Genomic DNA, 23482 nt, shown 5'->3' with positions numbered 1-23482 from the left:
ATCAGCCGTCCCGGCCGATCGCGCTCTCGATCGCGGCCAGCGCGGCCTCCGCCTTGGCTCCATCGGGACCGCCGGCCTGGGCCATGTCGGGACGGCCGCCGCCGCCCTTGCCGCCCAGCGCCTCCGACGCCGCGCGCACGAGCTCGACCGCGTTGAAGCGCGACGTGAGATCGGCGGTGACGCCGACCACGACGCCGGCCTTGCCATCCTCGGCACGGCCGACGATGGCGACGATGCCGGAGCCGACCTGCTTCTTGGCCTCGTCGACCAGCGACTTGAGATCCTTCATCTCGACGCCCTCGACTGCGCGGGCCATCAGCTTGACGCCGTTGACCTCGCGGACGCCGGACGCCGCGCCACCCGCGGAGCCGCCGCCGCCCATCGCGAGCTTCTTGCGCGCGTCCGACAGCTCGCGCTCGAGCTTCTTGCGCTCCTCCATCAGCGCGGTGATGCGCGCTGGCACTTCGTCGACGGTGGTGCGCAACTCGGCCGCGGCGGCCTTGGCGAGCGAGAGGTTGTGGTTGGCGTGGGCGCGGGCGCCGCGCGCCGTCAGCGCCTCGATGCGGCGGACGCCGGAGGCCACCGCGCTCTCCGAGGTCACCGCGATCAGGCCGATGTCGCCGGTGCGCTTCACATGGGTGCCGCCGCACAGCTCGACCGACCAGCCCATTGCGTTGCTGCCATGGTCGCGCGCAACGTTGCCCATCGAGACGACGCGGACCTCGTCGCCGTACTTCTCGCCGAACAGAGCGCGGGCGCCGGCCTCGCGGGCGTCGTCGAGCCCCATCAGCCGGGTCGTGACCTCGGCATTCTCCAGCACGACGTCGTTGGCGATGTCCTCGACGCGGGCGAGCTCCTCCGCCGTGATCGGCTTCGGATGGACGAAGTCGAAGCGCAGGCGGTCGGGCGAGACCAGCGAGCCGCGCTGGGCGATGTGGTCGCCGAGCACCTGACGCAGCGCCTCGTGCAGGATGTGAGTCGCCGAATGATTGGCGCGGATCGCGGAGCGCCTGGAGTGATCGACGTCGAGCTGCAGCGCGGTGCCGAGCTTGAGCGTGCCCTGCTCCACGGTTCCGATATGCACGAACAGGTCGCCGGCCTTCTTCTGGGTGTCGGTGATGCGGACGCGGACGCCATCGCCGGTCAGCACGCCGGTGTCGCCGACCTGACCGCCGGACTCGCCGTAGAACGGCGTCTGGTTCAGCACGATCACGCCGCTCTCGCCGGCCTTGAGGCTGTCGACCTCAGCGCCGTCCTTGACCAGCGCGGTGACGGCGCCCTCGGCGGTCTCGGTCTCATAGCCGAGGAACTCGGTGGCGCCGAGCTTCTCGCGCAGCGGGAACCAGACGGTTTCGGTGGCCGCCTCGCCCGAGCCGGCCCAGGCCGCGCGCGCCTTCGCCTTCTGCCGCTCCATGGCGTCGGTGAAGGAGGCCTGGTCGACGCTGATGCCGCGCGACTTCAGCGCGTCCTGGGTGAGGTCGAGCGGGAAGCCATAGGTGTCGTACAGCGTGAAGGCGACGTCGCCGTCGAACATGTCGCCCTTGGTGAGCGAGGCCGATTTCTCGTCGAGGATGGCAAGCCCGCGCTCCAGGGTCTTGCGAAAGCGCGTCTCCTCAAGCCGCAAGGTCTCCTTGATCAGCGCCTCGGCGCGGATCAGCTCGGGATAGGCCTGACCCATCTCGCGGGTGAGCGCGCCGACGAGCTTGTGCATCAACGGCTCGCGCGCGCCGAGCAGCTGGGCGTGGCGCATCGCGCGGCGCATGATCCGGCGCAACACATAGCCGCGGCCTTCGTTGGACGGCAGCACGCCGTCCGAGATCAGGAACGACGAGGCGCGGAGGTGATCGGCGATCACGCGCAAGGATGCCTTCTGCGGGCCCTGCGGGTCGGCGTTGGTGAGGTCGGCGATGGCGCGGATCAGCGCGACGAACAGGTCGATGTCGTAATTGTCGTGCTTGCCCTGCAGCACCGCGGCGACGCGCTCGAGGCCGGCGCCGGTGTCGATCGAGGGCTTCGGCAAGGGATTGCGGACGCCGCCCTCGAGCTGCTCGTACTGCATGAACACGAGGTTCCAGATCTCGATGAAGCGGTCGCCATCCGCCTCCGGCGAGCCCGGAGGGCCGCCCCAGATCTTGTCGCCGTGGTCGTAGAAGATCTCCGAGCACGGGCCGCACGGGCCGGTGTCGCCCATCTGCCAGAAATTGTCCGAGCCGGCGATGCGGATGATGCGCGACTCAGGGAGGCCCGCGATCTTCTTCCACAGCCCGAACGCCTCGTCGTCGTCGATGTAGACGGTCGCGGTCAGCTTGTCCTTCGGGAGGCCGAATTCCTTGGTGACGAGCTTCCAGGCGAGCTCGATGGCATTCTCCTTGAAGTAATCTCCGAAGGAGAAGTTGCCGAGCATCTCGAAGAAGGTGTGGTGCCGGGCGGTATAGCCGACATTGTCGAGGTCGTTGTGCTTGCCGCCGGCGCGGACGCATTTCTGCGACGTGGTGGCGCGGTTGTACGGCCGCTTCTCGACGCCGGTGAAGACGTTCTTGAACTGCACCATGCCGGCGTTCGTGAACATCAAGGTCGGGTCGTTGCGCGGCACGAGCGGCGAGGACGGCACGATCTCGTGGCCGTTCGCAGCGAAGAAATTGAGGAAGGTCGACCTGATCTCGTTGACGCCGCTCATAGCAATCCAATCGAAGAAGTCCGGGAATTCTGCGGGAATGCTTTTAGACAAGGGACTATCGCGTGTCCAGAAACTGTGCAGAAACATCATGGGGTTGCTGCACGGCTCCTAAAGCTGGTTGAAAGCCATGGTGACGCGTTGACAGCTCCCGCGGGCTGGTGTTTTGTCGCCAGTACTGACGACAGTCGCGTCGGGAGAGACCGGTCTTCTGAGGTTCTGGTTGAACTTCGAGGGCCGGCGCCGAAGGAGCAACCGCCCCGGAAACTCTCAGGCAAAAGGACCCTCGCGACTTCAACTGCATCTGGAAAGAGACGCTGGCCGGGCCTGATCCCGGGAGGCGTCCGCCGACGGGATAATACTCTCAGGCACAGCGACAGATGGGGCTTCGGTAGCGTTTTTCGGGACTGGTCCCGAGGAACCGCGCGAGGACCCCTGATGGCTGAACCGGCTGCTGCAACTTCTTCTTCCTCTTTAAAGCGAACGCCGCTGCATGCGCTGCATGTGAGCCTCGGTGGCAAGATGGTGCCGTTCGCGGGCTATGAGATGCCCGTCCAATACGCGCCCGGCGTGCTCAAGGAGCACCTCCATACCCGCGCTGCGGCGGGGCTGTTCGACGTCTCCCACATGGGCCAAGTCGCGCTTGTGCCGAAATCCGGCACTGCCGTCGACGCCGCCGCGGCGCTGGAGCGGCTGGTGCCGCAGGACATCATCGGCATCCCCGCGGGCCGGCAGCGCTACGCCCAGTTCACCACTGCCGAGGGCGGCATCCTCGACGACCTGATGGTGGCGAATTTCGGCGAGCACCTCGTGCTGGTCGTCAACGCGGCCTGCAAGGACGCCGACATCCAGCTGCTGCGCGACGGGCTCTCCGACGTCTGCGAGGTGCAGCCGCTGATCGACCGCGCGCTGCTGGCGCTGCAGGGGCCGAAGGCCGTGAGCGTACTGGCGAAATTCTGTGCAGACGCCGGGGCGATGCGGTTCATGGATTCGGGACCGCGCATGGTCGACGGGATTACCTGCTACGTCTCGCGCTCCGGCTACACCGGCGAGGACGGCTACGAGATTTCTGTGCCTGCCGACAAGGCCGAGCAGCTCGCCGAGGCGCTGTTGTCCGACAAGGACGTGCTGCCGATCGGGCTCGGCGCGCGCGACAGCCTGCGGCTCGAGGCCGGGCTTTGTCTGTACGGCCACGACATCGACACCACGACGACGCCGGTGGAGGCCGCGCTGGAATGGTCGGTGCAGAAGATCCGCCGCAGCGGCGGCGCGCGCGCCGGCGGTTTCCCGGGCGCCGCGAAGATCCTGCCGCAGTTCGACGCCGGCGCAGCCCGGCGCCGCGTCGGCCTGAGGCCGGAGGGTCGCGCACCAGTGCGCGAGGGCGCGACGCTGTTCGCGACCGCCGACGCGTCGGAGCCGGTCGGCAAGGTCACCTCCGGCGGCTTTGGTCCCACGCTGAATGCGCCGGTCGCGATGGGCTACGTGCCGACCGCCCTCGCCGCGCTGGACACACAGCTGTTCGCGGATGTGCGCGGCCAGCGGCTGCCGCTGCGCGTCGCCGCTACGCCTTTCGTTCCCAACACCTACAAACGTTGACCATAAGCGCTGAAGGACGTCCATGACCACGCTCTACACCTCCGACCATGAATGGCTCAGCATCGAGGGCGATGTCGCCACCATCGGCATCACCGACTACGCGCAGGCACAGCTCGGCGACGTCGTGTTCGTGGAGCTGCCGCAGGTCGGCCGCGCGCTGAAGAAGACCGAGGCCGCCGCCGTGGTCGAATCGGTCAAGGCCGCCTCCGATGTCTACGCGCCGATCACCGGCGAGGTGGTCGAGGTCAACCAGGCCATCGTCGACGAGCCCGCGCTGGTCAACACCGATGCCGACGGCAAGGCCTGGTTCTTCAAGCTCAAGATCGCCGACAAGGCCGAGCTCGGCGGCCTGATGGATGAGGCGGCGTACAAGGCGCACACGGCGTGAGACAAGGCGGTGCGGCAACACCCACCACTGTCATCGCCCGGCTCGACCGGGCGATCCAGTACGCCGCGCCCCCTCCGCTTGATCTCGACAGCAACGTTTACTGGATGCCCCGCCTTCGCGGGGCATGACGAGGCATAGAGGATTGCTCATGACCACGCCGCTCAAGCCGCTCGATGATGCCGCCGCCAGCTTCGCCCGCCGCCATATCGGTCCCTCGCCGCGTGACGTCGCGGCGATGCTGGAGACCGTGAACGCAAAGAGCGTCGCGGAGCTGATGGCGCAGACCCTGCCCGGAACGATCCGGCAGTCCGCCCCGCTCGACATCGGCCCCGCCCTGAGCGAGACCGAGGCGCTGTCGCACATGCGCGCGCTGGCGGCGCAGAACCAAGTCTTCACCTCGCTGATTGGCCAGGGCTATTCCGGCACGATCATGCCGGCGGTGATCCAGCGCAACATCCTGGAGAACCCGGCCTGGTACACGGCCTACACGCCCTACCAGCCCGAGATCAGCCAGGGCCGGCTGGAGGCGCTGTTCAACTTCCAGACCATGATCTGCGACCTCACCGGGCTCGACGTCGCCAACGCTTCGCTGCTCGACGAGGGCACCGCGGCGGCCGAGGCGATGGCGCTGGCCGAACGGTCGGCACGGGCGAAGACCAAGGCGTTCTTTGTCGACCAGAATGTGCACCCGCAGACTCTGGCGGTGCTGCGCACCCGCGCCGAACCGCTGGGCTGGCAGCTGATCGTCGGCGATCCGGCGAAGGATCTCGAGGGCGCCGAGGTGTTCGGCGGCCTGCTGCAATATCCCGACACGACCGGCGCATTGCGCGATCCGCGCACCGCCATTGCCAAGCTGCACGACAGGGGTGCGCTGGCGATCCTCGCCGCCGACCTGCTGGCGCTGACCTTGATCGCGGCTCCGGGCGAGCTCGGCGCCGACATCGCGATCGGCTCGGCGCAGCGCTTCGGCGTGCCGATGGGCTATGGCGGTCCGCATGCCGCCTATATGGCGGTACGCGATGCGCTGAAGCGCTCGCTGCCCGGCCGCATCGTCGGACTGTCCGTCGATTCGCGCGGAGCCCCCGCCTATCGGCTGGCGCTGCAGACCCGCGAGCAGCATATCCGCCGCGAGAAGGCGACGTCGAACATCTGCACCGCGCAGGTGCTGCTGGCGGTGATCGCCGCGATGTACGCGGTCTATCACGGCCCTGAAGGGTTGAAGGCGATCGCCCGCAATGTGCATCGCCGCGCTGCAGTGCTGGCGGCGGGTCTGCGCAAGCTCGGCTTTGCTCCGGCAAGTGACAGCTTCTTCGATACGATCACCGTCGAGGCTGGCGCCACGTCGGATTCGATCATCGCCCGCGCTGTAGGCGAGCGGATCAATCTCGGCCGCGACGGCAGCCGGCTGCGGATCGCGCTCGACGAGACCACGACGCCCGATGTCGTCGAAGCCGTGTGGCGCGCCTTCGGTGGCGAGCTGTCCTACGCCGCGATCGAGGCCGAGGCGCGCGACGCCGTCCCGGCCGAGCTGAAGCGGCAGCGGCCCTACCTGACGCATCCGGTGTTCCACGCACATCGCTCCGAGACCGAGATGCTGCGCTATCTGCGCAAGCTTGCCGACCGCGACCTCGCACTCGACCGCGCGATGATCCCGCTCGGCTCCTGCACGATGAAGCTGAACGCGACCACCGAGATGATTCCGCTGACCTGGCCGGAATTTTCCAGCCTGCATCCGTTCGCGCCGCGCGCCCAGGCGGCCGGCTATCACGCGATGTTCGCCGATCTGACGGACTGGCTGTGCCGCATCTCCGGCTATGACACGGTGTCGCTGCAGCCGAACTCCGGCGCGCAGGGCGAATATGCCGGACTTCTGGCCATCCGCGGCTATCATGCCGCGCGTGGCGAGAGCCACCGCACGATCTGCCTGATCCCCTCCTCTGCCCACGGCACCAACCCGGCCTCCGCGCATATGGTCGGCATGGAGGTCGTCGTGGTCGGCTGCGATACCAACGGCAATGTCGATCTCGCCGACCTCAAGGCCAAGGCGCAGATGCACAGCGCCAAGCTCGCGGCGATCATGATCACCTATCCCTCGACGCACGGCGTGTTCGAGGAGCACATCCGGGACATCTGCGACATCGTCCATGCCCATGGCGGCCAGGTCTATCTCGACGGCGCCAACCTCAACGCACAGGTCGGGCTCGCCCGCCCCGGCGACTATGGCGCCGATGTCAGTCATTTCAACCTGCACAAGACGTTCTGCATCCCGCATGGCGGCGGCGGCCCTGGCATGGGCCCGATCGGGGTCAAGGCGCATCTGGCGCCCTTCCTGCCCGGTCATCCCGCGACCGACGGCGCCCGCGCGCATCCGGTCGGTCCGGTGTCGGCCGCACCCTACGGCTCGGCCTCGATCCTGACCATCTCCTACATTTATATGCTGCTGATGGGCGGCGAGGGCCTGACGCACGCCACCGAGATCGCGATCCTCAACGCCAACTACGTCGCGGCCCGGCTCGATCCGCATTTCCCGGTGCTGTACCGCAACGAGCGCGGCCGCGTCGCGCATGAATGCATCATCGATCCCAGGCCGCTCAAGCAGACCAGCGGCGTCACCGTCGACGACATCGCCAAGCGCCTCATCGACTACGGCTTCCATGCGCCGACGATGAGCTTCCCGGTCGCCGGCACCTTGATGATCGAGCCGACCGAATCGGAATCCAAGGCCGAGCTCGACCGCTTCTGCGACGCCATGATCGCGATCCGCAAGGAGATCGCCGAGGTCGAGCAGGGCCGCTTCAATATCGAGGCCTCGCCACTGCGTCACGCGCCGCACACGGTGCACGACATCGCCGAAGACGATTGGACCAGGGCCTATCGGCGCAGCGAAGGCTGCTTCCCGGAGGGCACTTCGCGCACCGACAAATACTGGTGTCCGGTCGGCCGCGTCGACAACGTCTATGGCGACCGCAACCTGGTGTGCTCGTGCCCGCCAGTCGAAGATTACGCGCAGGCGGCGGAGTAATCTGCCGCCAATAGCGGACGAGAACGACAACGGGCGCCAAGTCGATCGACAGGCGCCCGTTGCGTTTTCCCGTCGACGTGACCTGCAGGCCTATTCCTCCGCCGGCTCCTCGCCATCGCCGTCGGCATCGCGCTCGGCGTTGCCGGCCAGGATCTGCTCGGCGATCAGGCCGGAGTTCTGGCGGATCGCGGCTTCGATCTTGGCGGTCATGTCCGGATTGGCCTTGAGGAACGATTTCGAATTCTCACGTCCCTGCCCGAGACGCTGGCTATCGTAGGAGAACCAGGCGCCGGACTTCTCGACGATGCCGGCCTTGACGCCGAGATCGAGGATCTCGCCCATCTTGGACACGCCCTCGCCGTACATGATGTCGAACTCGACCTGCTTGAACGGCGGCGCCAGCTTGTTCTTCACCACCTTTACGCGGGTGGAATTGCCGATCACCTCGTCGCGCTCCTTGATCGCGCCGATGCGGCGGATGTCGAGGCGCACCGAAGCATAGAATTTCAGCGCATTGCCGCCGGTGGTCGTCTCCGGCGAGCCATACATCACACCGATCTTCATGCGGATCTGGTTGATGAAGATCACCATCGTGTTGGACTTGTTGATCGATGCCGTCAGCTTGCGCAGCGCCTGGCTCATCAGGCGGGCCTGCAGCCCCGGCAGCGACTCGCCCATCTCGCCCTCAAGCTCGGCCTTGGGCACCAGCGCCGCCACGGAGTCGACGACCAGCACGTCGACCGCACCGGAACGCACCAAGGTGTCGCAGATCTCCAGCGCCTGCTCGCCCGTATCCGGCTGCGAGATCAGGAGCTCGTCGATGTTGACGCCCAGCTTGCGCGCATAGACCGGATCGAGCGCATGCTCGGCATCGATGAAGGCGCAGATGCCGCCCTTCTTCTGCGCTTCCGCCACCGTGTGCAGCGCCAACGTGGTCTTGCCCGAGGATTCTGGCCCGTAGATCTCGACGATGCGCCCCTTCGGCAGACCGCCGATGCCGAGCGCGATGTCGAGCCCGAGCGAGCCGCTCGACACCGTCTCGACATCCATCGAGCGATCGTTCTTGCCCAGCTTCATCACCGAGCCCTTGCCGAACTGGCGCTCGATCTGGGACAGCGCTGCGGAGAGCGCCTTACTCTTATCCATGGAGGAACCTTCGACGATACGCAGGGCGGTGGCGGACATTGGCGCTCCTTATGGCGGGGATTCGCGGGATGGACAAACGGTTAACGAGGTCGGCCAGCAATCTTGAGGTGAATGTACTCCATCTGTTCTTTGTTCGCAATATGTTCTTGCGCGCTTTCCAACTGTTCGCAGACGGCCACAAGAGGCCCGGTCGCATCGGCGGCCGATCGCAAGCCGGAGCGACGACTGCGCAGGATCCGGGTGCGCGATCGAGGCAAATCGCGACAGACGTGCCGAGTCGCGACCCGGGGCACCGATTGCGACCCGGCCCTCCCCACGATCCAGCCTCGCTTCCCTCGACTGCGACGAACCGGAATTCAACCAAGAATTGTATTCGTCATGGAGCTTGCGATCCGGCTCATGGTTTGCTTCCTCCTGAACTCGCAGCAACTCGCATCGCCCGCCCATCGCATGTCGAACAGCAATTCCGCGCCCACCGTTACGCTGTGGCGGCCCGTCGGCCCCAAGGAACTCGCGCTGATCGAAGCGTCGGGCATGCGCGCATTTCCGCCGCGCCTGCCCGAACAGCCCATCTTCTATCCCGTGCTGACCGAGGACTACGCGGTGAAGATCGCGCGCGACTGGAACGTGCCGGCCAGCGGCAGCGGTCATGTGCTGCGTTTCGAGGTGCGGCGAGATTTTCTCGATCGCTACGCGGTGCACGAGGCCGGCGGGCGCGGCCACCTCGAGTACTGGATTCCGAGCGAGCATCTCGCGGACTTCAATGCCGCCATCGTCGGGCCGATCGCGCTCGTCAAAACTTTTCCTTGAAGCAGACGATAAACAAACAGACTTCTGCACGCGTGCGTAGACCGCACGCTCCGTGGTTCTCCTGACGAGAACGAAGTTCCCCCAACCCTTCTACTTTTGTTCGGCTCATCACATGAGCACGCGCACTGATTTCGTGCAGCGACACGCTCGCCGATCCTTCGATCTCGCGCGACCTCACTCGGTCGCAGCAAGTTCCACAGCAGGATCGCGGCCGCAGCTGGCCTCTCGCGCACCACGAAGACGATGATTGATTGCGGGTCTGCCGACATCATCGACACGGACAACACGATCCGCATTCTTTATCTGTTGATCATCATACCGCGGGCCCTGGAGTTGCCGGTGCATGCGGTCATGGCAGGCAACAGGAACTCCATCGGCACGAGCAACTCGTCCAGGATGAAACGGCGCTTCCGTTCCCCGCATGCGCGACACAATCAGAGGGCGACAACCCCTGCCGCCCGGACCGGACGTGATGGAGATTACGCGATATGCGGCCGGGTGACCGTCAAACCACGGGCATTGTCATAAACTTTTGGTTGTGATACCAAATTCAGGTCATCGGGCGTCGCAACGAATTGATCAGCCCCGAATTTGTTTGTTCGTTTTCGATGACGGTTGGCGAATGTCATAAGCTGATACTGGCGCGTGATGTGCCGTCACCCTCGAATGCCATCTGCCAGCAACGGCTGCAGGCTCTGTCACCTGTAGGCGCACGGCCCTGAAACCATCCGCGCCGAAAGAAGGCCCCGGACCGCGTCCGGGGCCTTTGACGTTGCGCGCCCCGCGTGGCGACTGATCAGCAGCGCAACTGTCGTTTTGTCGCACCCGAATGGAACGGATCGCGTCCGTTGCGCATCATCATGCCGATGACACGCGATGATCTCACCTGCCGTTGCTGCAGAGCCGGCCTCCAGCGCATCGAGCTTCATTCGCAGCGAGGGGCTGCGGGAGACCGCCGCTGCCCGGCCTGCGACGCGCTGCTCGAAACCGTCGATGGCGCGACGGAGGTCGTCTACCGTCTCATGGTCGTGCCGGAGCGGATCTTCGACGCGCGAACAATGCGCGCCCTCGAAAGGGCGCGCATTCGCCCTGCAACCTTGATGTGACGCAAGGTGAGCGTGCGCGTAACGAAGTAGATTGATTCTGTCATTGCCGAACTGCCCTGCCGGGAAGCTCCGACGTTGACCCGAGCCTCGGATCGCGGCGATCCGAGGCTCATTCGTCGCGGGTGGCTCGGGGATCGCCACGCCACGCGCTTTCGTAGCGACGACACTTCGCGGCCATCGCGAGCGGCGCCACTGGCGACCGTATTTTACCGGAATTGATCCACAGGGCGTTTCCGCTTCCATTTACGCTGCGTTCATCAAACCCAGCGGCCTGGGGCGGTCAGGGCTCACCGGTTTTGGCAATGCCGCTCTATTTCTTTCGTATCCGTAACGGCCACTTCTCAGGCGCGTCCGAGTACGGCACCGAGTGTGCCGATCGCAATGCAGCCTGGAAAGAGATGACGACTGTGTGCGCCGACATGGCCAGCAGCATCTCGCGCAAGCTCGCCGAAAATTCCGAGTGGCAAATGGAGCTGCTCGACGAGACGCGGCAGCCGGTCTTTCGCATCCGCATCGTCGCCGAGTCGCTCGATCAGGCGTGACGGCGGCTTGCGGTCCGCGCGTCGCGCCGACCCTGCATGGCGACTGCGACAATCAACAACCAAAAGCTGTGCAAGTTGTTGCAAATGCCTGCCATTTCGGCAGGCGTCCTTGATCCAAATCAAGTAGCCAGTTGCGCTCCTGGCAGACACTTAAACTTGTATGGGTAATCTGATCTTCAAATGTCCGCGGACCGGGATGAACGTGCAGCATTGGCTGGAAGAGCCGAAGCCAGGCGACCCCGCATGCGCTTACGAAACCGTGGTTTGCAAGGCCTGCACCCGGCTTCACTTCATCAATCGCGACACCCGCAAGCTGCTCGGCGAGCGCGAATGAGCGGCGCCTAGTCCGCGCTTGGCAATCGCCGCATCGTGAACTCGATGGCGCCATCGGGAAGCTCACGCCAGCTTTCGACGGCGCTCATATAGCCGGCCTTGGGGTAGCGGCTCAGATAGTCGCGCGCCTTGGCACGCGCTTCCTCGCGCGGCAGGGTGAACGTGTCGCGCACGTAACCATCGCGCACGTAGCCCTCGCGGCCGTCGCCGTTCCGGCGCCGGGCCGCCATCCGGCTGGCGATGTCCCGCGGGCGCAACCCCATCGATGAACTCCCGACACGCTGCAACCTCGTCAATATAGACGAGACTGCGTGGAATCCGAGTCCGGAGGATAGGGGTCTGGCCCGCTGAAGCGCTTCAGTTGGTGCTGGCGCCGGATTTCGGCTTCTTGGCCGCCGTGGTCTTCACAGGAGGGGTCGTCTTCGGCTGTTCCGCAGCGCGCACATTGCCCCAGGGGTCGGAGCTTGTCTTGGCATCCGGGATCTTGCGCATGGTGTCCTTGTAGGCCTTGTCACGCGCGGCCTCCGCCTCCTTCTCCTCGGGGGTCTTGGACGGACCATCCGCGAGAAGATTGATGTTCGGCATCTGCGCCATCGCCGGAACGGCCCAGCCGGTCAGCAAGGCGACCGTCATCGTCACGATCAGCTTCTTCATTGGTTACTCCCCGGTATAAGCCGCCTTATACCATTGCCTCGTCCTTCGCCAAGTCCGCGCAGGTCAGCGCAAGCCAAGTCTGCGCAGGCCAAACCTGGGAATGCCGGACTCGGGATGCCGGTCTGGGGATGCCAACGTAAGGCGAACACCCGGCCCGTTGCAGCCGTCTTGCCGGACCTGTCGCCGCACCGGCATTCATCATAGAATTTCAACTCCGGCCTTTTCAAGCCGCCGGCCTGCCTGCGGCCATCGGCCGACCACTCCCGCCTGCGCGCCGGAGCGTACCGGCGACAACACCTCGGAGGACCCCGCCCGTGCCGAACGACGCCCCGGATTTCACCCTCGATCAGGCGCGACGCATCCTGGATGACGTGTTCGCACCCTGGATCAAGGATCTCGCTCTGGCGGTCGAGGACATCGCCCCATCGGCGCTGGGCGAGCCCGGGGCCATCCTGCGGATGCCGTTCACCTCACGCCTGTGTCGTGACAACGGCGTGGTCTGCGGCCAGGCTTTGATGGCCTTTGCCGACACCGCGATGGTGATCGCCATGGTGACGGCAAGCGGCGGCTACCGGCCCATGACCACCGTCGACCAGACCACGCATTTCATGCGCGCCGTCGCCTCCGCCGACGTGATCGCGGATGCACGTGTCGTTCGGATGGGGCGGACCATGAGCTTCGGCCGAGTCACGCTGACGAGCGCAGCCGACGGCAAGCCGGTGGCGATGGTGTCGAGCGCCTTCGCGATGCTCTGATAAGGGTGGCTCCGGAAACTTAATGAAACGTAAAGACGACGGTCCGGCCTTCGCGGGCCGGATTTATCTCAATGAAACCCGGGCCTGATTTATTTTACGCGCTTTTGACACGAAAGGCGGCGTCAGCCGGCATCGGGTTACGGCCATGAGCGAGACGGATGAGAAGCGGATCGCACCCCGGCATCGGGTGCTCAAGCAGGGCAGGCTGGCGTTCGACGGCGGCGGCGCGGTCGATTGCATGGTCCGCAACATGTCCGACACGGGTGCGCGGGTCGAGGTGGTGAGCCCGGTCGGCCTGCCCGAGGCGTTCACGCTGGTGATCCCGTCGGACAAGTTCACGCGGCGTTGTCACGCGGTGTGGAGCCACGACAAGCGGATCGGCGTGGCCTTCGATTGAGCGGATCCGGCGGCTAGAGCCGCCGCCTCCGCAGCCGCCATCGCCAGCCGGCCGAGACAAGCACCGCCATCACCAGGCTCGCCGTGAGGGCACCGCCGGCGAACCGTCCGCCAGGCCTGTCGATCGTTCGCGACCACCAAGACGGCGCCTCGCCCGCCCGCGCCAGCCGGAATGCCACGACACTGTCGCCCAGCGATGTGCCGGCCTCGGAATGGCCGCCGGCTGCGATCACCATATATTGCTCGCCCTTCCACTCATAGGTCATGGGATTGGCGACGCCCGGCGCCGGCAGCCGGCCCTGCCACAGCTCTCGCCCCGTGCCGGCATCGAAGGCGCGCAGATAGGCATCCATCGCGCCGGTGAAGACCAGTCCGCCCGCCGTCACGGCGACACCGTTGACGAGCGGCGTCCCCCATTTGAACGCAAGCCCGAGCGGCGCACGATCCTCCGTGGTCCCGACCGTCGCGCGCCACAGGATTTTCCCGGCCTCGAGATCGACCGCGACCATCTCGCCCCAGGGCGGCCGATTGCACAACAGGCCGAGCCTGGACATCGCAATCGCGCGCGTCACCGCGAACGGCGCGCCGCGTTGCAGTCCGAAATCGACGCCGCGCGGCGGTGTCAAATGGTCAGCCTCGGCGCGCGGGATCAGCCTCACGATGTGAACGGCGCGGCTGACATTGGCATAGAGGATCCGGTGGACGGGATCGAACGCCGCTCCGCCCCAGTTCACGCCGCCGCCGGTCATCGGATAGAGCAGCGTGCCTTGCGTCGTCGGCGGCGTGTAGAGGCCGTCGTTGCGCAGACCCGCGAGCTGATCGTCGCAGGAGGAGTCCACGACGCGCGGCAACATGCGGAAGATGTCCGCCGGTGCGAAACGCTGCTCCAGCAGCGGCGGCACGTGCGTCGGAAATGGCTGCGTCGGAGAGAGATGCTCGCCCTCGACCGCGCCTTGCGGCACGTCACGCTCCTCGACCGGCCAGATCGGCAGACCGGTGTCGCGATCGAGCACGAACACGAAACCCTGCTTGGTCGGCTGCATCACGACGTCACGCATGCCCTGCCCGGTCTCGATCCGCGCCAGCGTCGGCTGCGCCGGCAGGTCATAGTCCCAGACGTCGTGATGCGTGGTCTGGAACGACCAGGCGGGCGCGCCGGTCTCGAGCCGCAATGCGATGACGGAATCGGAATGGCGATTGTCGCCTGGGCGCGCGCCGCCGAAGAAATCCGGACTGGGCGAGGACGTCGGAAGGAAGACCAGGCCGCGCTGCTCGTCGACCGACATCGGCGCCCAGACATTGGCATGGCCGGCAACGATGCCGTCATGGATCAGCGGATCGAAGCTCCAGCGCAGCTCGCCGCTGCGCGCATCGAAGCCGCGCACGGTGCCTCGGGGCGCATCGACCCGCACATTGTCGCCGATCGATGAGCCGACCACCACGACACCACGACCAACCACCGGTGCCGACGTGATCTGGAATTCTCCCGGCCACAGCAGGTCCCTGGCGACGTCGATCCGCACTTCGCCATCGGCTCCGAAGCCGGCGCAGGGACGTCCGGTCCGCGCGTCCAGCGCGATCAATCGGGCATCGACCGTGCCCATGAACAGCCGGCTGCGGCATGCCGCATCGGCCGGCGCCTGCGCGTCGATCCAATGCGCGACGCCGCGGCAGGCATAGCGATTGGCCGGACGCCGTCCGTCGCCGACCTTGGGATCGAAGCGCCAGCTCGGCACGCCGGTGCCGGGGTCGAGCGCGACGACCTCGTTGAACGGGGTGCAGAACACCAGGCTGTCCTCGACCAGGATCGGCGTCGCCTCGAACTTGGTACGAAGCGCTGCTGCCGGCGGCCGACTCTGGAGATCACCGGTGTGATAGTCCCAGGCTGGCACCAGCCGATCGACGTTCGCCGGCGTGATCTGCGCCAGCGGCGAGAACCGCGTCCCGCCGGCGTCGCCGCCCCAATGCTCCCAGCCATGGGCCGGCCCCCCCATCAGCTGGCTCCAGATGACGGCCGCCCAAACGCCACATTGACGCAACGACATCCCCTCCGCCTCCCCCGCAATCTGCCTCCGAAGCAACGCGTGAGCCATGAGAGCATCTCCCATGGGCAAATCCAGTCGAATGGGACAGTTGGCAGCCGATGCGGGACGAGTGGTTGAACGCAATGGCGGAGGGCGGACGCCAGGGACGACCGGACGGAGCTTTCTCTAGATGGAAGCGGCCGCCCCTGCGGACGGCCACTTCGATGACGTGGGGGTCGATGAGCTTCAGTAACCGTAGCCGCGCCGCGTCGGATAGCTCTGAGGAGCCCGACCATAGCCGCCTCCACGATAGCCCCCGCCGACGCCGATCCCGACACTGACCGGCGGCGCCACGCGCACCGGAGGACCATAATAGTCGCGCGTAGGAGACGGCGGCGCGTAGACCACGACGTCATCGCCAGGATCGCGGCGAGGCGTCCGGCTGGCGCGCCTGGGCGGATCATTGTCGCGCTTCCGGGCCGGCTTCTCCTCGACCCGCTTCGGCGTCTCCGATTTGCGGGCCGGCGGCGGCGTCTGCGAGCACGGACAGGTGGGACCTGCGGTGGCGGCCGCCGGCACGACCGGGGGGCTCGCCGGGGCCGCGGCAGGGATCGCCGCATTGACGGCCGCCACGACCGGCGCCACCACCGGCCGATTGCGCAGCCGCTCGATCAGCTTGCGTGCGGTCGGGGTCAGATCGCTGTCCGGATAGGTCGCGAGAAACCCTTGATAGGCGGCGACCGTGTTGATCAGCACCGCCTCGTTCCAGGCCGCCATCCTGTTGTGGAGGTCGAGCCATTCCCGCGCCTGCGGACCGTAGGGCGGCGCGGTGTAGAGGGCCACGAACGCCTCATAAGCTTCGACGCTGCCGTCGCCGACGATGATCTCGTTGGCGGCTTCGATCGGCTTGCCCTGCAGGCTGCGCTTCCATTCGTCGACGCTGCGCTTGGCAATCACCGGCCGCGGGCCGGCATTGGCAGCGCTCGCATCTGCCGGGACGACGAAGCGAAAATCCTCCGTCAGCGACGATGAATCCCAGGGCGTCTGGCGGCCTTCGGTGACCTTGTTCACTGCCACGCGCACCCGCTTGAACGCCTGCTCGATCGGCAGGCCCGGCTCCCGCGCGGCCTGTAGCAGGGCCGTGGTGTATGGGCTGTTGGCACCGGTGCCGTCCTCGGCTTCCGCCCCGGGCGAGGTCGAGTACGACAGGAAGGTGCCCGGCGCGCCGGTCTTGGTGTCGACCAGCGCGAGACCGCGGCCCGCGTTCTGATTGATCGCGGGAAACGGATTGTTGCGGCAGGCGTCGAGCAGCAGGATGCGCATCCGGCTGGGCACGGAGTTGAGCGTATTCAGAAGATCGTTGAGACGCACCGCCTGAAGCGGAATGTCGGCCTCACGTCGCGGATCGACGTCGACCGGAACCAGATAGTTCTCGCCATCGATCTGCAGGCCGTGGCCGGCATAGAACACCAGCGCCACCGTGTCCGGTCCCTTGCTCGCGATCTTTGCGGCAAAATCGCCGACCTCGCGGTTCAAGTCGCGCTGCGACAAGTCGGCGGCCCGGGTCACCTCGAAGCCGGCCTCTGCCAGCATCTTGGCCATCGCGTTGGCGTCATTCGCCGGATTGGGCAACGGGGTCACCGCACGATAGGCCGACTGCCCGATCACCAGCGCCAGCCTGCTGCTTTCGGCCAATGCGGGCGACAATCCGGCTAGCAGGCCGCCGGCCAGCAAGGCGGCCCTGAGGGCGTGGCGGAACATGGCAATCTCCAATCTGCACGTGACTTGCCCGTTGGTCGGACCGGTTCGCGGCCCGGTTCATTGCCGGGAGCAAATGCCGCACGGTCGGCTCCACTCGGCAGATGCTGCCGGATCGTGGCGTCCTGGTCGACATCTTTGCAGCACGAGATTCCCGCAGCATTGCCGCGATCGCGACCTAGCGTCCGCGCCGCATGGCGGGTAGCTCGAAAATGCGACTGATGGCGTCAGTTGCGGGAATGCTCGCGGCTCTGCCGCTTGCAGGCTGCGCCGCAGACAGTCAATCCCGCCTCCCCGCCTTCATGCGCGCCAGGGCCCCCGAGCCGCCGCCGGAATCCCCGCCCGACGTGGCGGTTCTCGTCCGCAAGTCTCTCGACATGATCTTCGTCGCCACGGCGCAGCCGCGCGATCTGGAGGCCACACCCGCCATGCGCACGGAGCGTGGCGACGCATGGACAGCCTGCGTGCGCGCCCAGATCATCTCCGTCGCCGGCGCTCGGCTCCGGCGCCAGACCTACCGGCTGACGATCAGGCAAAACGAGATCATCGACCGGCGGCGCGCCGTCCCAGGCCGCGACTGCGTGTCTGATGATTACAAACCGATCCTGCCCACGAAATGATTCAACCACAGGGCGATTGTATTAAATCCGGACGACCGGAGCTGATTACGAGCCGCTCCATGCAAGAACCTGCTACCACCTCGGGAACGTAGTGTTAGTTATTAGCTAACGCAAACCAGCGACCGCCCAGCGAACGAATGGCTCAAATTTAACGATTCCTGGGGAACATCATCTCCGACACACGCGCGGAATGACCCTTGGAATCTGGTTCTCCATGAACGTTCATATCGTCGGCGATGACACAGCCAAGCTCGCCCTGCTTCGTGGCATGCTGGCCGAGCGCTGCTCGCTCACATCGGAGCTGATCGGTGCCGCCGATATCAAAGGCGGCGACATCGACGCCATCGTCGTCGCCGCGGATCTGCGCGACGTCGACAACATCACGGCATTGAAAGGGATCTCCGACCGGCTGGCGCGGATTCCACGCCGCATCTTCCTGACCAACCACAAGTCCCGTCTGTCGACGGTTCAGGCCTATGCGCTCGGTGCTACGAGCGTGTTGTCGAGCACACCGAGCCGCAATCAGTTGCTGGGAAAGCTGCTGGATGCGCGGCCGAGCTCGGCGGTCAAGAGCGTTGCAGTCGACGATCGCCAGGCCGCATTCACAGGCGCGGCCTGCATCGCCTCGATGTTCGCTGCGGTACTCGGCGGGGCCGAGATCGACATCGAGGAGACGCGTCGCGCCGGCAAGCGGATTGCGGAATGTATCGCTGAAAACGGCCTGTCGGACTGGCTCGCGACCGTTCGGCGCCACCATGAAGGCACCTATCAGCATTGTCTGCTGGTCACCGGCATCACCGTCGATTTCGGTCTGAGCCTCGGCGTCCACAGCTCCGATCTGGAGCGGCTCTACATGGCCGCGATGTTCCACGACATCGGCAAGGCCAAGATCCCGCTGACCATCCTCGACAAGCCGGGCCGGCTCGACGTCAAGGAGCGCGCGCTGGTCGAAACACACCCCGCGGCGGGATACGATGCGCTGAAGGACAACGCGGCGATCACGACCGAGGTGCTCAACGCGGTCCGCCACCATCATGAATTTCTCGACGGCAGCGGCTATCCGGACGGGCTGATGGCCAACAACATCCCGGATCTGACGCGCATCCTCACCATCTCCGACATCTTCTCGGCCTTGATCGAATACCGCAGCTACAAGCCGGTGATGGCGCGCGAAAAGGCATACGAGATTCTGCAGGGGATGGAAGGCAAGCTCGAGAAGCCGCTGATCGGCGCCTTCCGCGATGTCGCGCTGATGCGCTGAGGCTCAATCGAGCCGTGGTGAATGGGCGGTTAAGGCCGGCACGCAAATCCTAACCGAGCGGCAAGGCCTATCTTGTCAGCTTTGCGATACCGTTCGGCCGGGCTGCGCGGTTCGCGCAGCAAGGGGACGATGGGACGTGGCCGAGATCATCGATCATTCGATTGCACATGCTTCAGCGGGCGCACCAGGGCGCCGCACCGTTGCGGCGGCGGCGCCCTTGCTTGCGCTCGGAGAGGTCGCTGTTCCGGCCTGGCAGGCTCTCGCCCAGCGGGCGCTGGAGCCGAACGGCTACTACCTGCCGGGTTGGGAGCTCGCCGTCGACGCCTCTGCCCAGGGCCGCACCGGCACCTCGGCGTTGTGCGCGTGGAATGACGACCCGTCCCCTCACCTCGTCGGCCTCATGCCCGTCACCTCGCTGTGGCGCGCCTGCAAGCTGCCGCTGCCTGTGCTCGCCAGCGGCCACCCCTACGGCACGTTGTGCACGCCTCTGCTCGATGCCGGCAGCGCGGAGCCGGCCGCGGCGCGACTTCTCGACGAGGCCAGGCGAACGGGTGCACGCGCGGTGCTGCTGCGCGACATGTCGGTCAGGGGTCCCGTGATGCAGGCGTTCGCCACCGTGCTCGGCAGCGCGGGGCTGCGTCCACGCATCGTGCACTCCTACGAGCGAGCATGCCTCGACGCGACCGGCGACGGCGAGACGATGCTCCACGACGCGCTCGGCACCAAGAAACTGAAGGAGCTGCGCCGCCAGCGCCATCGTCTGGCCGAGCATGGCGAGGTCCGCATCGAGGTCGCGCGCGCCCCCGGCGATGTCGCAGCTGCGCTCGAGACCTTCCTGCGGCTCGAGGCGAGCGGCTGGAAGGGACGCCGGGGCACCGCGCTGATCCAGCATGATGGCGATGCAACCTTCATTCGGCGCGCAGTGCCGGCGCTCGCGCAGGACCACGCCTGCGAGATCATCAGCCTCCTGGCCGGCGACATGGCCGTGGCTGCGGGCATCGTGCTGCGCCACCGCGGCCGCGCCTTCTTCTTCAAGCTCGGCGTCGACGAGCGGTTCGCGAAATATTCGCCGGGCGTGCAATTGACGCTCGATCTGACGCGGCACCTCTGCAGCGATCCGTCCATCAGTTCCGCCGATTCCACCGCGGGTCCCGACCATCCCATGATCAATCCGATCTGGCGCGGGCGCCTTGCGATCGGTGACGTGCTGATCCCGCTCTATGCGCGCGATCCCGCCGTCGAGATCATTCACGCCGCGCTGATCGCCCGCCGCCAGGGCCTCGGCCTTGCGCGGCGCGCGGTTCACGCGATCCGCGACTGGCGGAGACACCGGACGACTACTCAGCGGCCTGCGCATTGACCTCTGCCGAGACCTGGCGAATGGCGCGCGCCAGCATCTGCGGATCCTGCGCGCCGGACACGGCGTATTTTTGCGCGAAGACGTAGGTCGGCACGCCGGAGATGCCCTTCTCTGCGGCTTCCTGGGCCTGCCCCGAGACCAGCGCGACGTCCTCGTCGGTCGCCAGCATCTTGCGGACGACAGCGGCATCGAGCCCGCAATCCGCGGCGGCCTGCACCAGCACCTCGGTGTCGGTGAGATCGCCGCCGTCGCGGAAATACAGCTCCATCAGCCGCTGCTTCATCTCAGCCGCCTTGCCGATCTGGCCGGCCCAGTGAATGAGGCGATGGCAATCGGTCGTGTTGGGCTGGCGCGCCACCTTGTCGGGCCGGTAGTTCAGTCCCTCCTGCTCCGCGGCCGCGACCACGCGACCCGCGATGCCCTTATAGGCTTCGACCGAGCCGAACTTGGTCGTCAGATATTGCTCGCGGCTGATGCCCTCGCGCGGCACCCAGGGATTGAGGAAGAACGGCCGGAAGTTCACCTCGACCGGCACGTCGGGTACCAGCTTCAGGGCCTCCTCGATGCGATGCTTGCCGATGTAGCACCAGGGACAGACGACGTCGGAGACGACGTCGATGATCAGCGGCTTCAAGGTGCTCATGCGCGTGCCTCCAGGTTCCAACGGGCTACGCCCAAGATAGAGCGGTGAACGGCCAACACAAGCTCAGGTCACAGCGAGGTAACCATCTCCTTCAGCCTCGCGGCCGTGAGCTCGTCAGCCGGGAAGAAGGTCTCCAGCGCCAGCTCCGACAGCGTGATGTCGACCGGCGTGCCGAACACCATCGTCGTCGAGAAGAAGCTCAGCACATCGGCGCCCACCCGCAGCCGCAGCGGAATCGCGACGCTGTCAGCTGCGATAGGGGCCGATCGCGCCGGAATCGGATAGGATTTCAGCTCCTGATAGAGCGTCAGCAAGTCGGCATCCGCAGTGGCCTCGCATTGCCGGTGCAACCGCTCCAGCAGATGCCCGCACCATTCGGCGAGGTTCACCGTCCGCGCGGCGAGCCCCTCGGGATGGAACGCGACGCGCAGCACGTTGAGCGGCGGCGCCAGCAGCCGTTCGGGGATGCCCGCCAGCAGCGGCGCGATCATCCGATTGGCCGCGACCAGGTTCCAATGCCGATCGACCGCGAGCGCCGGATTGGGCTCATGCGCCTTGAGCACCAGGTTCATCGCCTCGCGCGCGGGCTTGAGCGCGGGGTCATCGAGTGGGCGCTGCTGGAACGCAGGCGCGTAGCCCGCCGCAACCAGCAGGACGTTGCGCTCACGCAGCGGCACGTCCAGCCGCTCCGCCAGTTTGAGGACCATGTCGCGCGACGGCGCGGCCCGGCCGGTCTCCACGAAGCTCAGATGGCGCGCCGAGATCTCGGCATCGAGCGCGAGGTCGAGCTGCGACAGATGCCGGCGCTGCCGCCACTGCCGCAGATGCTCTCCGACATGAACGGGTTTGGCGCGGTCGGCGCGCGCCGAGGCGAGCTGGGTCATCATGAGCGGAAGACCTATCACGCAGACGTCAGCGCCACCATGACGTGCGAGGTAATCGAAATGCCTCCCGTTGCCGACCATCGTCGTCACCACAGGAGATGACCATGAGCAGGCCGCAGACACCGACAACTACTCCACTTGCAGCCGTCAGCCGCTGGATGGCCGGGCTTGCAACCTCGCTGCTGGCGCGCTCGCTCAACCTGCCGGAGCCGCTGCTGCACGCCACGGGCAGCCTCGTCTTCGCGCAGGTCTATGAAATGGAGCTCCGGGCCGCACGCTCGCTGTGCCCGGCGCGCCTGCGACGTCAACTCCTCGCCTGGTTCCGCTGAAGCCAACCTCACCCCAACCGAAGGAGACCCGACATGATCACCTCGTCCGCCCTGCTCCGCCGCGCCCTGATCGCCGATGCCGTGTTCAGCGGCGTCGCAGGCCTTGCGCTCACCTTCGCCGCATCGCCGCTCGCGGCACGGCTGCAACTCCCCGACGCGCTGCTGCGCGAGACCGGGATGTTCCTGATCGTCTATGCCGCCTTCGTCGGCTGGCTGGGATCGCGACAACTGGCGCCGAAGCCGCTGGTCATGCTCGTGATCGCCGGCAATGCCGCGTGGACGGTCGGCAGCATCGCACTGTTGTTCTCCGGCTCCGTCACGCCCAATGTGCTGGGAGAGATCTTCGTTGCGGCGCAGGCGGTCGGCACCGGCGTGTTCGCCGAGTTGCAATATATGGGGCTGCGCCGCAGTTCCCGTGCCGTCACGGCCTGACGCCGCCTGAAGGCGGGCGCCGTCCGTCGAGATCGGACGGACGGGCGCTCGCATCCGAACTGAAACGAGGGCATGCATCGCGCGCGCACCTCCGGCATAGTCGCGTGCCGACGGGAGATCACACCGATGCAGCCGCATGTCAGCGGAACGGAGGGCTACGCCGCCGAGGCCGACACGCTGTTCGTGCGTTACGAGAGCATCCCGCCGGAACAGGTCCATGCGGCCGTGCTTCACCTGCTGCCCAAAGCGCCCGCTCGCGTGCTGGACATCGGCGCCGGTACCGGGCGCGATGCGGCGTGGTTCGCCAGCCTCGGACATCAGGTGGTCGCCGTCGAGCCGACAGCTGCACTGCGCCTCCGCGCGATGCAGATTCATGCCTCCGCCGCCATCACCTGGATCGATGACAGCCTTCCAGAGCTCGCCGCGCTGGCGATGCGTGACGAAGCGTTCGACCTCGTGATGATAACCGCCGTCCTCATGCATCTCGACGAAGCGCAGCGGCAACGCGCGCTTCCCAACATCGCGGCCGGCGTCGCGCCCGGTGGCAAGCTCATCATGACGTTGCGGCATGGGCCGGTCCCGCCAGGCCGCCGGATGTTCGAGATCGATCCCGAGACGATCATCGCGCCGGCGCGGCAGCTCGGCCTGCGGCTCGAGCTGAACCGCCACGGCCCTTCGTCCCGCGTCGATAACCAGGCCGCGGGGGTGAGCTGGACGACACTGGCCTTTGCCAAACAGCCCTGACGGAC

General features: G+C 66.4%; 23 protein-coding genes and 1 riboswitch. Of the genes, 15 read left to right on the top strand and 8 right to left on the bottom strand.

Features of this window, described 5'->3' with window-relative positions; genetic code table 11:
- Nucleotide 1 precedes the first annotated feature (1 nt).
- A complete protein-coding gene (alaS, locus tag HL666_RS17690; RefSeq protein WP_172134544.1) occupies nt 2–2677 on the bottom strand; it encodes an alanine--tRNA ligase in 2676 nt (891 codons plus the stop codon).
- Between the two features lie 181 nt (nt 2678–2858).
- Nucleotides 2859–2970, top strand: a riboswitch (glycine riboswitch).
- Nucleotides 2971–3112: 142 nt separating this feature from the next.
- On the opposite strand from alaS, the gene gcvT reads away from it, so the two are divergent.
- From gcvT to gcvP, 3 genes are all read left to right on the top strand, one after another.
- The gene (gene gcvT / locus HL666_RS17685) at nt 3113–4270 is read left to right on the top strand and encodes a glycine cleavage system aminomethyltransferase GcvT (RefSeq protein WP_172182672.1); all 1158 of its coding nucleotides are present in this window, start codon (nt 3113–3115) and stop codon (nt 4268–4270) included.
- A gap of 22 nt (nt 4271–4292) precedes the next feature.
- Nucleotides 4293–4658 (top strand): glycine cleavage system protein GcvH, encoded by a 366-nt coding sequence (gcvH, locus tag HL666_RS17680; protein ID WP_172134542.1) that lies wholly within the window; start codon nt 4293–4295, stop codon nt 4656–4658.
- Between the two features lie 148 nt (nt 4659–4806).
- A complete protein-coding gene (gene gcvP / locus HL666_RS17675; RefSeq protein ID WP_172182670.1) occupies nt 4807–7680 on the top strand; it encodes an aminomethyl-transferring glycine dehydrogenase in 2874 nt (957 codons plus the stop codon).
- 90 nt (nt 7681–7770) lie between these two features.
- Here gcvP and recA read toward each other — a convergent pair whose 3' ends face one another.
- Entirely contained in the window at nt 7771–8865 is a 1095-nt protein-coding gene (recA, locus tag HL666_RS17670; protein WP_172114364.1) for a recombinase RecA, read from the bottom strand.
- 477 nt (nt 8866–9342) lie between these two features.
- On the opposite strand from recA, the gene HL666_RS17665 reads away from it, so the two are divergent.
- The 4 genes from HL666_RS17665 to HL666_RS17650 all read left to right on the top strand — a co-directional run bounded on the left by HL666_RS17665 (nt 9343) and on the right by HL666_RS17650 (nt 11618).
- The gene (locus HL666_RS17665; protein ID WP_172114426.1) at nt 9343–9636 is read left to right on the top strand and encodes a hypothetical protein; all 294 of its coding nucleotides are present in this window, start codon (nt 9343–9345) and stop codon (nt 9634–9636) included.
- Nucleotides 9637–10484: 848 nt separating this feature from the next.
- On the top strand, nt 10485–10742 hold the full coding sequence (locus HL666_RS17660; protein WP_246739347.1) for a hypothetical protein: 258 nt from the start codon (nt 10485–10487) through the stop codon (nt 10740–10742).
- Nucleotides 10743–11044: 302 nt separating this feature from the next.
- Nucleotides 11045–11284 (top strand): DUF6894 family protein, encoded by a 240-nt coding sequence (locus HL666_RS17655; protein ID WP_015665825.1) that lies wholly within the window; start codon nt 11045–11047, stop codon nt 11282–11284.
- A 196-nt stretch (nt 11285–11480) separates the two neighbouring features.
- Complete coding sequence (locus HL666_RS17650) at nt 11481–11618, top strand: hypothetical protein (RefSeq protein ID WP_172114324.1); 138 nt, start codon at nt 11481–11483, stop codon at nt 11616–11618.
- A 7-nt stretch (nt 11619–11625) separates the two neighbouring features.
- Here HL666_RS17650 and HL666_RS17645 read toward each other — a convergent pair whose 3' ends face one another.
- Nucleotides 11626–11880 (bottom strand): hypothetical protein, encoded by a 255-nt coding sequence (locus HL666_RS17645; RefSeq protein WP_172114365.1) that lies wholly within the window; start codon nt 11878–11880, stop codon nt 11626–11628.
- A 94-nt stretch (nt 11881–11974) separates the two neighbouring features.
- On the bottom strand, nt 11975–12271 hold the full coding sequence (locus HL666_RS17640; RefSeq protein WP_172114366.1) for a hypothetical protein: 297 nt from the start codon (nt 12269–12271) through the stop codon (nt 11975–11977).
- A 314-nt stretch (nt 12272–12585) separates the two neighbouring features.
- On the opposite strand from HL666_RS17640, the gene HL666_RS17635 reads away from it, so the two are divergent.
- Nucleotides 12586–13026 carry a PaaI family thioesterase gene (locus HL666_RS17635; protein ID WP_172182668.1) on the top strand — a complete coding sequence of 147 codons (441 nt, stop codon included), beginning with the start codon at nt 12586–12588 and terminating at the stop codon, nt 13024–13026.
- Nucleotides 13027–13171: 145 nt separating this feature from the next.
- Nucleotides 13172–13423, top strand: coding sequence for a PilZ domain-containing protein (locus HL666_RS17630; protein ID WP_172114368.1), 252 nt, complete (start codon nt 13172–13174; stop codon nt 13421–13423).
- A gap of 13 nt (nt 13424–13436) precedes the next feature.
- Here the strand turns inward: HL666_RS17630 and HL666_RS17625 are convergent, their stop codons facing one another.
- Complete coding sequence (locus tag HL666_RS17625) at nt 13437–15416, bottom strand: pyrroloquinoline quinone-dependent dehydrogenase (RefSeq protein WP_172182666.1); 1980 nt, start codon at nt 15414–15416, stop codon at nt 13437–13439.
- A gap of 276 nt (nt 15417–15692) precedes the next feature.
- Nucleotides 15693–17207, bottom strand: coding sequence for a caspase family protein (locus HL666_RS17620; RefSeq protein WP_172182664.1), 1515 nt, complete (start codon nt 17205–17207; stop codon nt 15693–15695).
- Nucleotides 17208–17443: 236 nt separating this feature from the next.
- Between HL666_RS17620 and HL666_RS17615 the strand changes: the two genes are divergently transcribed.
- From HL666_RS17615 to HL666_RS17605, 3 genes are all read left to right on the top strand, one after another.
- On the top strand, nt 17444–17824 hold the full coding sequence (locus HL666_RS17615) for a hypothetical protein (protein WP_311975835.1): 381 nt from the start codon (nt 17444–17446) through the stop codon (nt 17822–17824).
- 214 nt (nt 17825–18038) lie between these two features.
- Complete coding sequence (locus HL666_RS17610; protein WP_172114372.1) at nt 18039–19085, top strand: HD-GYP domain-containing protein; 1047 nt, start codon at nt 18039–18041, stop codon at nt 19083–19085.
- A gap of 136 nt (nt 19086–19221) precedes the next feature.
- Nucleotides 19222–20445: a GNAT family N-acetyltransferase gene (locus tag HL666_RS17605; protein WP_172182660.1), complete on the top strand. Its 1224-nt coding sequence runs from the start codon at nt 19222–19224 to the stop codon at nt 20443–20445.
- On the opposite strand, the gene HL666_RS17600 is transcribed toward HL666_RS17605, so the two are convergent.
- A complete protein-coding gene (locus HL666_RS17600) occupies nt 20423–21088 on the bottom strand; it encodes a DsbA family oxidoreductase (protein WP_172114374.1) in 666 nt (221 codons plus the stop codon). The genes HL666_RS17605 and HL666_RS17600 overlap by 23 nt on opposite strands.
- A gap of 68 nt (nt 21089–21156) precedes the next feature.
- Complete coding sequence (locus tag HL666_RS17595; protein WP_172134570.1) at nt 21157–21972, bottom strand: helix-turn-helix domain-containing protein; 816 nt, start codon at nt 21970–21972, stop codon at nt 21157–21159.
- 104 nt (nt 21973–22076) lie between these two features.
- On the opposite strand from HL666_RS17595, the gene HL666_RS17590 reads away from it, so the two are divergent.
- From HL666_RS17590 to HL666_RS17580, 3 genes are all read left to right on the top strand, one after another.
- On the top strand, nt 22077–22301 hold the full coding sequence (locus HL666_RS17590; RefSeq protein ID WP_172134534.1) for a hypothetical protein: 225 nt from the start codon (nt 22077–22079) through the stop codon (nt 22299–22301).
- A gap of 33 nt (nt 22302–22334) precedes the next feature.
- Entirely contained in the window at nt 22335–22733 is a 399-nt protein-coding gene (locus HL666_RS17585) for a hypothetical protein (protein ID WP_172134533.1), read from the top strand.
- A gap of 126 nt (nt 22734–22859) precedes the next feature.
- Nucleotides 22860–23477 carry a class I SAM-dependent methyltransferase gene (locus HL666_RS17580; protein WP_172182658.1) on the top strand — a complete coding sequence of 206 codons (618 nt, stop codon included), beginning with the start codon at nt 22860–22862 and terminating at the stop codon, nt 23475–23477.
- The last annotated feature ends 5 nt before the right edge of the window (nt 23478–23482 follow it).

It is taken from the genome of Bradyrhizobium aeschynomenes (assembly GCF_013178945.1).
In the GTDB taxonomy this organism is placed as follows: domain Bacteria; phylum Pseudomonadota; class Alphaproteobacteria; order Rhizobiales; family Xanthobacteraceae; genus Bradyrhizobium; species Bradyrhizobium aeschynomenes.
This window is presented reverse-complemented; position numbering and strand designations above follow the sequence as displayed.